Annotated in this window: 14 protein-coding genes; 1 reads left to right on the forward strand and 13 read right to left on the reverse strand. The window is 69.4% G+C overall.

What is annotated here, in order from left to right; all coding sequences use genetic code 11:
* Positions 1-2: 2 nt before the first annotated feature.
* The 8 genes from ACZ6YV_RS34675 to ACZ6YV_RS34710 all read right to left on the reverse strand — a co-directional run bounded on the left by ACZ6YV_RS34675 (position 3) and on the right by ACZ6YV_RS34710 (position 5,784).
* Entirely contained in the window at positions 3-1,193 is a 1,191-nt protein-coding gene (locus tag ACZ6YV_RS34675) for an ABC transporter permease (RefSeq protein WP_465513623.1), read from the reverse strand.
* A complete protein-coding gene (locus ACZ6YV_RS34680) occupies positions 1,190-2,116 on the reverse strand; it encodes an ABC transporter ATP-binding protein (protein ID WP_465513624.1) in 927 nt (308 codons plus the stop codon). Before ACZ6YV_RS34680 ends, ACZ6YV_RS34675 begins: the two co-directional genes overlap by 4 nt.
* Positions 2,113-2,343, reverse strand: coding sequence for a hypothetical protein (locus tag ACZ6YV_RS34685; protein WP_465513625.1), 231 nt, complete (start codon positions 2,341-2,343; stop codon positions 2,113-2,115). Before ACZ6YV_RS34685 ends, ACZ6YV_RS34680 begins: the two co-directional genes overlap by 4 nt.
* Positions 2,340-2,795: a hypothetical protein gene (locus ACZ6YV_RS34690; RefSeq protein WP_465513626.1), complete on the reverse strand. Its 456-nt coding sequence runs from the start codon at positions 2,793-2,795 to the stop codon at positions 2,340-2,342. Before ACZ6YV_RS34690 ends, ACZ6YV_RS34685 begins: the two co-directional genes overlap by 4 nt.
* A complete protein-coding gene (locus ACZ6YV_RS34695) occupies positions 2,792-3,337 on the reverse strand; it encodes a hypothetical protein (protein WP_465513627.1) in 546 nt (181 codons plus the stop codon). The genes ACZ6YV_RS34690 and ACZ6YV_RS34695 overlap by 4 nt, the downstream gene beginning before the upstream one ends.
* Complete coding sequence (locus ACZ6YV_RS34700; protein WP_378241060.1) at positions 3,334-3,603, reverse strand: helix-turn-helix transcriptional regulator; 270 nt, start codon at positions 3,601-3,603, stop codon at positions 3,334-3,336. The genes ACZ6YV_RS34695 and ACZ6YV_RS34700 overlap by 4 nt, the downstream gene beginning before the upstream one ends.
* A gap of 79 nt (positions 3,604-3,682) precedes the next feature.
* Positions 3,683-5,224 carry a glycerol-3-phosphate dehydrogenase/oxidase gene (locus ACZ6YV_RS34705; protein ID WP_465513628.1) on the reverse strand — a complete coding sequence of 514 codons (1,542 nt, stop codon included), beginning with the start codon at positions 5,222-5,224 and terminating at the stop codon, positions 3,683-3,685.
* Complete coding sequence (locus ACZ6YV_RS34710; RefSeq protein WP_465513656.1) at positions 5,221-5,784, reverse strand: TetR/AcrR family transcriptional regulator; 564 nt, start codon at positions 5,782-5,784, stop codon at positions 5,221-5,223. Before ACZ6YV_RS34710 ends, ACZ6YV_RS34705 begins: the two co-directional genes overlap by 4 nt.
* A 97-nt stretch (positions 5,785-5,881) precedes the next feature.
* On the opposite strand from ACZ6YV_RS34710, the gene ACZ6YV_RS34715 reads away from it, so the two are divergent.
* Positions 5,882-7,501 (forward strand): FAD-binding oxidoreductase, encoded by a 1,620-nt coding sequence (locus tag ACZ6YV_RS34715; protein WP_465513629.1) that lies wholly within the window; start codon positions 5,882-5,884, stop codon positions 7,499-7,501.
* Here the strand turns inward: ACZ6YV_RS34715 and ACZ6YV_RS34720 are convergent.
* The 5 genes from ACZ6YV_RS34720 to ACZ6YV_RS34740 form a co-directional block, all read right to left on the reverse strand.
* Positions 7,479-8,126, reverse strand: a complete 648-nt coding sequence (locus tag ACZ6YV_RS34720; protein WP_465513630.1) for a gamma-glutamylcyclotransferase — start codon at positions 8,124-8,126, stop codon at positions 7,479-7,481. The two genes, ACZ6YV_RS34715 and ACZ6YV_RS34720, sit on opposite strands and share 23 nt — an antisense overlap.
* Positions 8,120-9,214 carry an S-(hydroxymethyl)mycothiol dehydrogenase gene (locus ACZ6YV_RS34725; protein ID WP_465513631.1) on the reverse strand — a complete coding sequence of 365 codons (1,095 nt, stop codon included), beginning with the start codon at positions 9,212-9,214 and terminating at the stop codon, positions 8,120-8,122. The genes ACZ6YV_RS34720 and ACZ6YV_RS34725 overlap by 7 nt, the downstream gene beginning before the upstream one ends.
* A gap of 81 nt (positions 9,215-9,295) precedes the next feature.
* Complete coding sequence (locus tag ACZ6YV_RS34730) at positions 9,296-10,558, reverse strand: C39 family peptidase (RefSeq protein ID WP_465513632.1); 1,263 nt, start codon at positions 10,556-10,558, stop codon at positions 9,296-9,298.
* Between the two features lie 88 nt (positions 10,559-10,646).
* Positions 10,647-11,048: a PaaI family thioesterase gene (locus tag ACZ6YV_RS34735; RefSeq protein ID WP_465513633.1), complete on the reverse strand. Its 402-nt coding sequence runs from the start codon at positions 11,046-11,048 to the stop codon at positions 10,647-10,649.
* Between the two features lie 57 nt (positions 11,049-11,105).
* Positions 11,106-12,827 (reverse strand): TIGR03767 family metallophosphoesterase, encoded by a 1,722-nt coding sequence (locus ACZ6YV_RS34740; protein WP_465513634.1) that lies wholly within the window; start codon positions 12,825-12,827, stop codon positions 11,106-11,108.
* Positions 12,828-12,976: the final 149 nt, after the last annotated feature.

The raw sequence follows: 12,976 nt of genomic DNA on the forward strand, positions 1-12,976 counted from the left end.
GGTCAGCCTTTCAGGGCCTCGGACAGCTTGATCCGGCTGCCGACCCGCAGGACACTGTTCTGGTAGATCCGCGCGCCCAGCCAGGTGAACAGGGCGATGGCGCCGACGGTCAGGGCCAGCGAAAGCGCGATCTCCCACACCTCCACGGTCCCGGCCGCGATCCGCGCGGGCATCAGCACCGGGGAAAGCAGCGGCACCAGTGAAAGGATCTTCGTTCCCGTGCCATCGGGTGCCTGCGTCAGCAGGTTGAACCCGACGACGAAGCCGAGGATCAGCACGATGTTGACCGGGCCGATCACCGACTGGGTGTCCTCCTGCCGGGAGACCAGCGAGCCCATGGCGCCGTAGACGGTGGCGTACAACAGGAATCCGAGCAGGTACCAGACCACGCCCCAGAGCAGTGCTCCCGTCGCGACCCCGGACAGGGTCAGCACGTTGGTCGCCGAGGCGACGGCGAATCCGGCGCCGCCGATGATCACCAGCTGGGTCAGCCCGACCAGGCCGAGCCCGATCACCTTGCCCAGCAACAGATGCCACGGCCGGACGGTGGACAGCAGGATCTCGACGACCCGGCTGGACTTCTCCTCGACCACGCCCTGCGCGACCAGCGTCCCGTAGGTCACGATGCTCATGTACAGCAGCACCGCCACGATCAGCCCGATCACCATCCGCTGGGATTTCTCCGGATCCGGCGGTTTGATCGAGTCGACCTCGACCTGGGTCTGCCCGACCGTGCGCATCACCTCGTCCGGGGACTTCTGGAACTCGGAAAGGATGCCGTTCAGCACTTCCTGCTGGGAAACACCGTTCAGCAGGGAACGCAGCTTGGTGTCCAATTCGGACTTGACGAGCACCTTCAGCTCGGTGGCGTTGCCGGACAGCAGTGCGTCGAGATCGCCGTTCTCGACTTCAGTCCGACCCTGTGCCGGGTCGGCGACGGTGACGGTCTCGATCTTCTCGCCGATCGCCTCGCCCGCCCTCTGGAGCTGCTGCGCGATCCCGGCGGTCTGCCCGGTGAGCCCGATCTTGCTCTTGTCCTCGTTGCTGATCAGTGTCGCCTGCAGCAGGACGTAACCCATCAGGACGACCAGCAGCGCGGCGGTGCCGATCACGAAGGACCGAGTGCGCAGCCGGGTGTTCAGCTCACGTTTGGCGATGAGCCAGACGGCGCGCCAAGAAGAAACGGTGTTCATGCGGAAACTCCCTGTGCCGCGGGCTTCTCGGCGACGGCGTCGCGGAACAGCTCGGTCAGCGAACGCCTGCGTTTGGTGAATTCGGTGACCGGGCCGGTGGCCAGGGCCGCGGCGAGCACGGCCTGGTCGTCGGCTCCCGGCTCGAGTTCGAGGATCGTCGTCGTGCCGTGCTGCTCGACCGAACGGACACCGGGAACGGCCGAGGCCCAGCCGGGCGTGGCGCCGGGCGCGGTGACGACGAGGCCGTTGCCCGCGTCGGCGGTCAGCTCGCTGACGGCGCCGGAGGCGACCATCCGTCCACTTCGGATGATGCCGACCCGGTCGCAGAGCCGCTCGACCAGATCCAGCTGGTGGCTGGAGAACACCACCGGCACCCCGGTCGCGGCCTTCTCGCGCAGCACGCCGCTCATCACGTCCACGGCCAGCGGGTCGAGGCCGGAGAACGGCTCGTCCAGCACCAGCACCCGCGGATCGTGCACGAGCGCGGCCGCCAGCTGCACGCGCTGCTGGTTGCCGAGGCTCAGCTTCTGCACCTCGTCCTTGCGGCGTTCGGTCAGCCCGAGGCGCGCGATCCAGTTCTCGGCGCTGCGGTGGGCGTCGTTGGCCGACATCCCGTGCAGCTCGGCGAGGTAGACCAGCTGCTCCAGTACCTTCATCTTCGGGTACAGCCCGCGTTCCTCCGGCATGTACCCGATATGCGTGCGGGTCTCGTGGGTGATCGGCGCGCCGCCGAGCCGCACCTGGCCGGAGTCGGCCGCGAGTACCCCGAGCACGATCCGCATCGTGGTGGTCTTGCCCGCGCCGTTGCTGCCGACGAACCCGAACAGCTCACCGGGCTGGACCTCGAAGCTCACCTCGTCCAGCGCGGCCTTCGCGCCGTACTTCTTGGAGATCCGGTCGATCTCCAGCTTCCCCTCGATCATTTCCACTTCCCCTCTTCCAGATACCGCACGAGCGCCGTGATCCCCCGATGGACGCCGGAAACCGTGCGGTTGTGCTGGACCAGTCCGTCCAGCTTGACGTTGCTCACCACCGAAGTGGCCCGATAGACCAGGACGACCCTGGCAGCCCCGGCGAGCACCCCTCCCGCCACCAAGGCGACGGCGATCACCCCGATCGAAACCCTGTGGCGCTTCTTTTCCCTGGTCATCCAGGAACCCCCTCGTCGAAATCCTCCGGGTCGTCGTCCGGCAGCTTCCAGGCGAGCCAAAGCGCCGGCAGCGAAGTCCCGAGGACGAACAACGCCGCTGTCATCGAAGAAAGCAGGGAACCGGGTTCCGGTTGCCCGGCCGCGTAGAGCCCGTATGCGAGATCCACCAGCATCAACACGCAGATACCTTGGAACGCCGCGTAGTGCGCGCGGTTGCGTAGCAGCATTTCACGCTCGTCGAGGTCCTTCGCCGCGGAGGCGGGTCTGCCGACGGCTCGGCGCAACACGGCCGCCGCGCCGACGCACAGGCACAGTCCGGGGATCAGCAGGCCGATGGCGAACCACAACGTCGGCTCGCGCAGCAGCGCGGCTCCGGCGATGACCACGAAATGGCCGATCACCGCGGCGACGGCGAGCCGCCGCCGGTCCGAGCGGGTCCTGACGACTGTCATGCCGGGACCTCCTCGTCGAAATCCTCCGGGTCGTCGTCCGGCAGCGACCAGCCCAGGATGACACCGGACAACGTGGTGCCGGTGACCAGCAGCGCGCAGCCCATCATCGCGCCCCGCGCGCCGCCGTCCTCGGTACCGGAGACGAGCAGGCCGTAGAACACCGCGACCAGCATCAGCGCGACCAGGACCTGGTAGCTGATGAACGTGGCGCGATGCCGCCATTCCCGCTCGCGCTCGTCGAGCCGGATGGAGAACCCGTTGCTCATCTTGCCGGTCAGGATCCGCAGCAGGTAGTGCGCGCCGCCCGCGACGATGCTGCCGCCGAACCAGAGCACGAAGAAGGTCACCGCGGGCCCCGCGTGGAAGAAGGCGGCGCCGGTGATCAGGACCAGGTCGCCCGCCACCACGAAGACGCTCAACGTCCGCCGCCGTTTCCTCGTCCGCCAGGACGGAAGCCGAAGGGCGCGTTTGCGTTCCAGCTCCTCCCAGCGCTCCTGCTGGCGTTCCCAGTACGTCGCGAGACGGCCTCGCTCTTCGCTCATGTTCCCCCCTCCCGGTAGACCTGAGTGGACAGTGGCGTGAACGGTTCGCGGCTGAACACGGCCTCGACCGGGAGGTCGAACACCGTGCAGATGCGAAACGCCAGGTCGAGGCTCGGGTAGTGGTCGCCTCGTTCGAGCGCGCCGATGGTCTGCGGGTTGACCTCGACCGCCGTCGCGAGGGCGGCCCTGCTCAGTCCGCGCTCCGCCCGGAGCACCGGAAGCCGGTTGTAGATCGGCAGCTCTTTGCCGCGTCTGACCGGGCTCATGGAACATACTGTTGCAAAAACCCAACGACTCGTCAAGTTTAGGGCGCACTGCACCGCATTGAGAGGACGAAATGCGGGGTCAGGCGAGCCCGGCGAGCGACTTGTCGACGAGCTCCTGGACCCGGGCGCGGGCCGCCTCGGCGTCGGGGGCGACCAGGCTGAGCCGGGTTCGGCGTTCCAGGACGTCCTCGACGTCGAGCGCGCCCTCGTGCCGCACGGCCCAGACGACCTCGGCCGCGCTGATTTCGGTGCGGGCGAACAGCGGCAGGCCCAGCTCTGGATCGACCGCGCCGAGCGCGGCGACCCGTGGCGCTTCGGTGCCGTACTTCGCGACCAGCCGGGCCGGTGCATCCACAGTGGACAGACGATGGCGCGGAGTCGCGCCGAGCAAGGGGAGCCGGGACGTGGTCGACGGCCCGGCGTGGAGCCCGGATCGCTTCAACGCCGCGTCGACGGCGTCCTCGGCCATCTTCCGGTACGTCGTCAGCTTGCCGCCGACGACGGTGAGCACGCCGTCGGCGCCGGTCACCACCGCGTGCTTGCGTGAGAGATCAGCGCTGCGCCCGCCGCCGCCTTCGACGAGCGGCCGCAGCCCGGCGAACGAGCCCGCGACGTCGGCACGGGTCAGCGGGCGGGTGAACGCCTTCGACGCCACTTCGAGCAGGAAGTCCACATCGGACTCCGGCACCGACGGCACGCGCGGGACGGGGCCGTCGGTCGGTTCGTCGGTGACCCCGACGAACACGCGGCCATCGGGTTGCGGCAGCAGGAAGACGAACCGGTTGTTCTCGCCGGGGACGGGCACGTTGACCGACGTCGCGCCGATCGGCGCCGCCCCCGAAGCCAGGATCAGATGTGAGCCGCGGGACGGCCGCAGCCGCACCGACTCCGCCAGTTCGCCCGCCCAGACGCCCGTCGCGTTGATCACCTGACCGGCGCGGATCTCGATCTCCTGCCCGGTGAGCCGGTCCCTGGCCCGCACCGAATCCGCGTCGAGCCGGAGCGCTTCGACCCTTGTCAGGATCTTCGCGCCGCGTGACGCCGCCGTGCGCGCCAGGTTCACCACGAGCCGCGCGTCGTCGGTCAGCGCGCCGTCGTAGGCCAGCAGCGCGCCGCGCAGACCTTGGGGGGACAGGCCGGGAGCGAGCGCCAGCGCCTCCGCGGCCGGGATCGACCTCGGCCGGGGCAGCACCGACGCCGGGGTGCGGGCCGCGCGGCGGAGGCCGTCACCGGCGACGAGGCCGGTCATGATGAACGCCTGCTGGCCGCGGGAGGTCTCGCGGTACAGGGGGAACAGCTGCGGGATCGCCCTGGTGAGATGCGGGGCGGTGCGAGTCATCAGGATCCCGCGTTCGACGGCGCTCTCGTGCGCCAGCGCCAGGTCGCCCTTGGCCAGGTAGCGGAGCCCGCCGTGGACCAGTTTGCTGGACCAGCGCGACGTCCCGTACGCCAGGTCGTACGCCTCGATCAGGGCCACCGAGAGCCCGCGCGCGGCCGCGTCCAGCGCGATCCCCGCGCCGGTGACACCGCCGCCGACCACCAGCAGGTCGACCCGCTCACCGCCGGCCAGCGCCGCGAGCTCACGCTCACGCCGCCGAGCGTTGAGTGAGCCCGGCGTCACGGCCTCAACGCCGCGTCGAGCACGTTGGCGAACTCCGTCATCAGGTTCTTCTCGTTCACGTCCGCGGTGGCGGGGCGGTAGGAGAAGGTGAAGGACTGGATGAGCAGCAACAGGGTGCGCGCCTGCGAGGGCAGATCGCCCTTGCGGATCGAGCCGTCTTCGTGGCCCCCTTGCAGCAGATGCAGGATCACGCCCTCGGCGAAGCGCTGGGTCTTCCCGAGCCGCTCGACGATGTAGGGCAGGACCAGTTCGGGGTCGAGGTCCAGCAGCGTGCGGAACAGCGGGTCACCCGAGAGCGCGGCGACGGCGGCCGTCGAACTCTGCACGAGCTTCGCGCGGAAGTGGGCCGGTTCGACGTCCGGTTCGGCGGCGCCTTGCAGCAGTCCGCCGAACTCGCGGGTCATGAGGGTCGCGAGCACGCTGCGCACGTCCGGGAACCGTCGGTAGACGGTCATCCGGCTGACCTTCGCCGTCCGCGCTATCTCGGCGAGCGTGGTCCGCCTCACACCGACGGCGAGCACGCACTTCTTCGCCGCGTCGAGCAGAACGTCGTCGGACACGCGTGTCGAGGCCTGGCGGGATCGGGTGTCCGCCAGTGCCGAGACGCCTGTTTCCGCAGGTGAGTGACGTTTTACGTCCATGTGTAACACTGTAGTCGTGACGGAGCTTATTGACCACCGGTTAAGACGATCCTGGACGCCTGAAGCCGGTGACGCGGCCCACCTTCCGGCGAAGGCCCTGCGGTGGCTCGTCCAGCGTATCGGCCCGTTGGCCTCGGCGGCTCCTTTCGCACCCGATTCGGCGCTGTCCGTGCCCGAACCGGTGCTGGGCGAGCAGTCGAAGCGAGACCTGGAGGAGCTCGTCGGCGCCGAGCACGTTCTGGTGACGCCGGGGGAACGGCTCGCCAGGGCGAGCGGGCTGTCCTATCTGGACTTGGTGCGGCGACGGGGATTCGGTGATTTTCCGGTGCCGGACGCCGTCGTCCTGCCGGAGAATCCCGACGAAGTCCAGTCGGTGCTGGAAATCTGCGCACGGCACGACGTCGGCGTCGTCCCGTTCGGCGGCGGGACGTCGGTGGTCGGCGGGGTCACGGCGCTGCGCGGGGACAAGAGCGCGGTGATCGCGCTCGACCTCACCCGGCTCGGCGACCTGGTCTCCGTCGACCCCGTCTCCCGGATCGCGGTCCTGCAGGCGGGGGTCACCGGCCCGGAGGCCGACCGGCTGCTCGCCACACACGGCTTCACCCTCGGGCACGTGCCCCAGTCCTACGAACGCGCCACGATCGGCGGGTACGCCGCGACCCGGTCCGCAGGGCAGGCCTCGTCGGGTTACGGCCGGTTCGAGGACATGGTTTCGGGCGTCCGGCTCGCGACCCCGCGCGGTGAGTGGAAGCTCGGCGTCGCGCCGGCGTCGGCCGCCGGACCGGACCTGCGGCACCTCGCCATCGGCAGTGAGGGCGCGCTCGGCGTGATCACCGAGGTCGCCCTCCGCGTCCGCCCGGTGCCGGAAGTGCGCCGCTACGAGGGCTACGTCCTCGACGGCTGGGAGAACGGCGCCGCGGCTGTGCGCGAACTCGCGCAGCGGCACGTGCTCGCCGACGTCACGCGACTGTCCGATGTGGACGAAAGCGAGGTTTCGCTGGCGCTCAACGACAGCTGGAAGACCAAGGCGCTGCGCCGGTATCTCAAGGCGCGAGGGATCCACGCCCCTTGCCTGCTGATCGTCGGCTGGGAAGGCGCGTCGAAACGCGAGGTCGCCCGGCGCCGTCAGGAGACCACCCGGGTGCTGGAGCCGTTCGGGGCCGTCCGCATCGGCGCCGCGCTCGGCGAGTCCTGGCGCCGCGGCCGGTTCTCCGGGCCCCGGCAGCGGGACGCCTTGCTGGACAACGGCGTCTGCGTCGAAACCCTGGAAACCGCCGCCTACTGGGCGGAACTGAGCGATCTGCGCGACGCCGTCCGCGCCGCGCTCACCGCCACGCTCGGCCGGGCCATCATCATGTGTCACGTCTCCCATGCCTACGAAACGGGCGCGTCGCTGTACTTCACCGTGCTCACCGCCCGCGACGAGGCCGACCCGATCGGCCAGTGGCAGCGGGCGAAGGCGGCGGCGTCGGAGGCGATCACCGGGATCGGCACCATTTCGCACCACCACGCCGTCGGCGTCGACCACGCCCGCTACCTGGCGTCGGAGATCGGCGAGATCGGCGTCGAAGTGTTGCGAGCGGCGAAGAAGGCCGTCGACCCGGCCGGGATCCTCAATCCCGGGAAGCTTCTTTGACCAGGGTCCCGGCGTCGACCAGCGTGCAGTCCAGGCCGTGCGTCTCGGCGGGGATCCCTTCCAGCGCCGCGGCCCGGCGCTGTTCGAGGTCGGCGACGCGGATGTGCCTGCCGTCCACGAGGATCGGCAGGCGGATGTCCGCGGCGCCGACGTACGCCACCACGTCGTCGAGGACGGTGCCGTCGTCGAGGGTGATGGCCGGAGCGGTCAGCCGCACCAGGCGGTAGCGCTGCCCGTTGCCCTCGCAGGTGTTGAGCACGGCGAGCTGGCCGGGGGTCGCGAACCAGACGGCGTGCTCCTCGACGACACCCGGGGCGGCGGCGAGCGTGGCGGGCCGCTGCCCGTCCCGGAACCGCAGGCCGGACGCCCAGACCGCGGCGAGGTCGGTGCAGCGCGCGTGGCAGACGACGACAGGGCCCGTCAGGCCCATGTTGTCGCGCAGCCAGGTGATCTTCGACGGGCACGCGTTCGAGCCGTAGGCGAGCACGGCCTGGCGTTCGCGCCAGCCTTCCGGCGCGGTGTCGAGGCTGTGCCCGGCGCCGTCGAAGTGGACGAAGGAGTGACCTGGTCGCGCTCCCGGATACGGGTCGGCGGGGAAATCGGCGTCGGCGAAGAGTTTCACCACGTCACCACGCTACGGAGGACGTCCCCGTGGTGCATGCGTTCGAAGGCCTGCTCGACGCCGTCGAGGGCGATCCGCTCGGTGACGAACTTGTCGAGCGGGAGCCTGCCCTGCAGATAGAGGTCGATCAGCATCGGGAAATCGCGTGAGGGCAGGCAATCGCCGTACCACGACGACTTGAGCGAGCCGCCGCGCGAGAAGAAGTCGATCAGTGGCAGATCCAGCCGTATGTCCGGGGTCGGGACGCCGACGAGTACGACGGTGCCCGCCAGGTCGCGGCCGTAGAACGCCTGCCGCCACGTTTCGGGCCTGCCGACCGCGTCGATCACGACGTCCGCGCCGAACGAATCGGTGAACTCCTGGATCGCTTCGACGACCTGGTCTTCGCTCAGGCCCTTGCTGTTCAGCGTGTGCGTGGCGCCGAAGTCCTTGGCCCAGGCCAGTTTCCGGTCGTCGGTGTCGATGGCGACGATGGTCTTCGCGCCGGCGAGGTTCGCCCCGGCGATGGCCGCGTCGCCGACGCCGCCGCAGCCGATGACCGCGACGGAATCGCCGCGGCTCACCGCACCGGTGTTCAGCGCCGCGCCGAGCCCGGCCATCACCCCGCAGCCGAGCAGTCCGGCGACGGCGGGCTCGGCGGCGGGGTCGACCTTCGTGCACTGTCCACTGTGGACGAGCGTCTTTTCCAAGAACGCCCCGACGCCGAGCGCGGGCGACAGGGCGGTGCCGTCGGCCAGTGTCATCGGCCGGGCGGCGTTGAACGTGGAGAAGCAGTACCAGGGCTTGCCCCGGCGGCAGGCCCGGCAGGCGCCGCAGACCGCGCGCCAGTTCAAGATCACGTAGTCGCCCGGTTCGAGGTCCGTGACGCCGTCGCCGACGGCCTCCACGAAACCCGCGGCCTCGTGGCCGAGCAGGAACGGGAACTCGTCGTTGATCCCGCCCTCGCGGTAGTGCAGGTCGGTGTGGCAGACGCCGCACGCCTTGACCGAGACGACGGCCTCGCCGGGCCCGGGATCGGGCACCGTCACGGACTCCGGTGAGACCGGTTCACCCTTGGCGCGGGAAACGACGCCCTGGACCTCGTACGGCATGCCCACCTCCGAGTCGACGAAACTCCGAGCTTGCCACGAAATCCATACCGGCCGCGAGATCCGCTAGGGTGCGGAATCGTTTCAGTGCGGCGTGATGATGTACGCGACCCCGCCGGGACCGCTGGAGACCCCGCCCGTGGTGTTGTACCGCTTGGTGCGCTGCCAGATCGTCTCGAACTGGTGTCGCTTGTAGACGTTTCGGACGCGGTCGTTGCTGCCGGCGGCCGGGTCGTTCGCGATCACGTCACCGTCCTTCGTGAAGCCGACGACGACCATGATGTGCCCGGAGGTGCCGTAGCCCGCGCCGTCGAGTTCCTCGGCCTTGAACGACTGCGACGTGATCACCGGGATACCGCGCGCGATGTAGTTTTCGAGTTCGTTCAAGGAGTGCAAACGGGTGATGTGCCCACGTAGTCCGAGTGAAGCGGCGTACGCGGTGTTGAACGGCCAGTTGCCGGTTCCGTCGTAGGCGTAGTCGAACGTGTATCGGGCGGCGTACGCGACGGTCGGGTCGACGTAACCCTCCGGGATCCACGCCATGTCCTCGGGCTTGGGCCGTTTGCCCCAGTACTCGGTCACCATTTCGGTGGACGTCGGGCTGCACCAGTTCTCGCCGCCGCCCCCGTACTCCGGGAAGTGTCCTTTGTGGAGGTTCTGGGCGTAGGCGGGCACCTTGAGCTCGATCCCGGTGGCGCGGCCCGGTTTCGTCGCCTTGACCTCGAACCGGTCCGGGACCAGCGACGTCATGGCGCCGACCGACGTCATCGACGGCGTGGCACGCGAACCGGCCTCGCGGTACAGGCTCACCCGCAGCTGGTACGACCGGAGCGCGACGCCCGCCTTCATGACCAGCGTGTCGACGTCGACAGCGGCGTTGGCGTCGCTCTGGCCGTCGACGCTGGTGCGTTTGATGTCGGCGTCCCCGTTGGCCCATCGGCCCATGACGTACCAGGCGGTTTCGGCGCCCGACGAGGTGCGGCCCTTCGCCTCCACCTTGATCCAGGTCTTCGCCGGTGTCTTGGCGTTCCACGACGCGACCAGCTGGGAGGCGTCGAAGCCCTGCGTGCGGCTCCTCGACGTCCATTGGCCGTATTCGTAGGTCTTCGTGGTGCCGAGCACGGGTTCGGTGTGCTCGACGGTGCCGATCGGGCGGTCGATGCGCAGCGCGCCGTGGTCGAGGCCGAGCCCCTCCAGCCTGCCGTCGCGGAAACCGTGGTGACCGGACCATTCGTGGTAGTCGATCGACTCGTCGTCCGGGCGGCCGGGGCCCGCCTCGGCCGTCTGTGCCGTCACGGCGGTCAGCGTCGCGATCGTCAGCAGCGTGACCAGCCCTCGTATGCTCATCCCGGCTCCATCCCTCGAATCCACTCAGCTCGAATCCACCCAGAGGGAAGGGATTTTCGCCGGTCGCGCGAGGTATGTAAACAGTTGTCTACAAGACGGCCTGAGTCTGTGTCACTTTCGCGACCAGCTTGGCGTCGCCGTCGTGGATTTCCGTTTCCACCACGATGATCTTGCGGCCGGCGTGCAGCGGCTTCGAGGTGGCCGTCGCGTGGCCCGACCGGACCGCGCGCAGGAAGTTCGTCTTCGATTCGACGGTCGTCGTGCCCTGGCCGCCCTCGGGCAGGTTGAGGAACGCGCAGACCGCGCCCGCGGAATCGGCCAGCGCCATCAGCAGGCCGCCGTGCAGCGCCCCGCCGAGCGTGCAGAGCGTCTCGTCCCACGCGACCCGGGCGCGCACGACGGCGGCCGAATGCTCCAGGACCTCGATGCCGAGCCGCTCGGTGAACGGCATGGTCTGGTGGAAGAGCGCGGTGCCCGCTGCGTCGGTCATGGTGCCGAGCGTGCCGGGCGCCGCGCCCCGTGTCGATTACCTCCGGGGTAACGGGCGTCAGGTGAGCGGGTGGGTCAGCAGCAGTTCCGTGTTCTGGTCTTGAGCGGTGCCGACGGCGCCCAGTGAAGCGTGGATGTCGTTGTACGAGAACTCCCGGTACAGCGACGCAAGCGCTTGCGTCGAGGTGTCCGAGTACGCCGCCTCGTACGGCGCTTCGGCCTCGATCAGGGTCGTGAACAGCGAAAGCGTGCCGTCGGCGTTGTCGGCGACCTCGATGATCCGCGCGTGCTGCGGGAAGTCGATGTGCGACGCCGTGTTGATCTCCCAGAAGCCCTGCTTCGCCGTCTTGCCGGCATGCGGGGTGATCTTGTTGTGGTGTGTGTGCCCGTTGACCCACGCCAGCACGTTCGGGAACCGGTTCAGCAGCGAGACGAACGTGTCGCCGTTGAGTCGCAGCTCCAGCGGGTGCCGCGCGTCCGGGAGGATGTTGCCCATGGTGTCGCTGGTGTGGTGGCTGAACAGGATGAACAGCTCGTCCGTCACGTTCTGCGTGACCTTGCGCCCGAAGAAGTCGTAATACACCGAGCTGTTCCGCTTGAGCGTGTTCTCCACCCAGGTGAACTGCCCGAGCCCGATCGACCCGTCGGCCAGCCCGGCCATGGTGGTGGTGTCGAGGCTGATGCCGACGACGCCCGGCGCGATGCGGAAGGTGTAGTACACGTTCCGCCCGTCGGCGTTGTTCCCGCTGAACCCGTGGCCGACCGGGCCGGGGCCGGTGTTGGCGGCGTCGAGGTGGTGCCGGACGAACTCCGCGGTGCTGAACGGCCGCCGCCGCTCGTCCGGGGTGATTTCGCGGATCGTGCCCGAGCCGCCGAACAGTTCCGTGACGGGGACGCCGGAGCCGGAGCCGATCGCCTTGGCGAGTTTCCGCGACGTCGTCTCGTCCTTGCCGATGACCTTGAAGCGGCCGGTGTACCAGGCGTCCATCCCCGGTAGATCCGGCACCGTGCCGACGATGCTGTCGTCGTGGTTGCCGAAGGTGCAGAACCACGGGACGTCGAGACCGGGTGAGGTGAAGGTGCTCGACGCGGCACCGAGCAGGCCGGGCAGCTGCGGGAAGCCCTTCTTCGTGTACGCGTCGTCCAGCGTCTTGCCGGGGTTCCAGTAGTGCGGGGACCCGGACGTCTGGACGCCTTCGTGCACGCCAGGGTCACCCGAGGTCGGGTTCACCGTGCCGCCGTTGAGCACCTTGAGGAACCACTCGAGCTCGATCAGCTCGTGGTTGTCGGTGTTGTCGCCGGTGGTGACCATGAAGTCGATCGCCCGCCCGGTGAACGGGCCCGCCTTCAGGCTGTTCACCCGCTCCACCAGCGCCGTCGTCGCGACCGGGCCGAGCGTCTCCTGTGGCCGGTGCGCCGAGCCGATCAACGGGTGCAGGTACTCGAACCGCGCCGGGCTCTCGGCGTCGGTGAAGTGCAGGTCGGTGAACTGCGCGAACGAGGCCATCGCGCGGCGCCGGTCGTCGCGGCCGGACTTCGGCGCGGCGAGCTCGCCCCGGACCACGAGCGGCCAGCCGGGGCCCGCTGTCAGCCGCGTGTAGCCCGGACCGCTCTTGAGCGGGGCCGCCGCGGAGTCCAGTGTGGTGCCCGCGGTCCGCGTCGCGCGGGTCGTGGTGAGCGCGAGCGCCCGGTCGAGCGCGTTGGCGGTCGGCGTGCACAGCAGCAGGCCGACGCCGGCGGCGCCTGCCGTGGCGAAGGTGCGCCTGGAGATGTCGGACATGGCGGTGCCCCTACTCGTCGCGGGTGGGTGTCGCGGAAGGACGATGCCGGACGACGTTAGCCGTGGGGTGAACGCCAGAAAAGGGTAATGCGAAAATTTGTCACGTTCGGCCGAATGCTCGACCGGCCGCGATGGTTAAGCTGGTCGCT

The sequence above is a fragment of the Amycolatopsis sp. NPDC102522 genome (assembly GCF_055584485.1).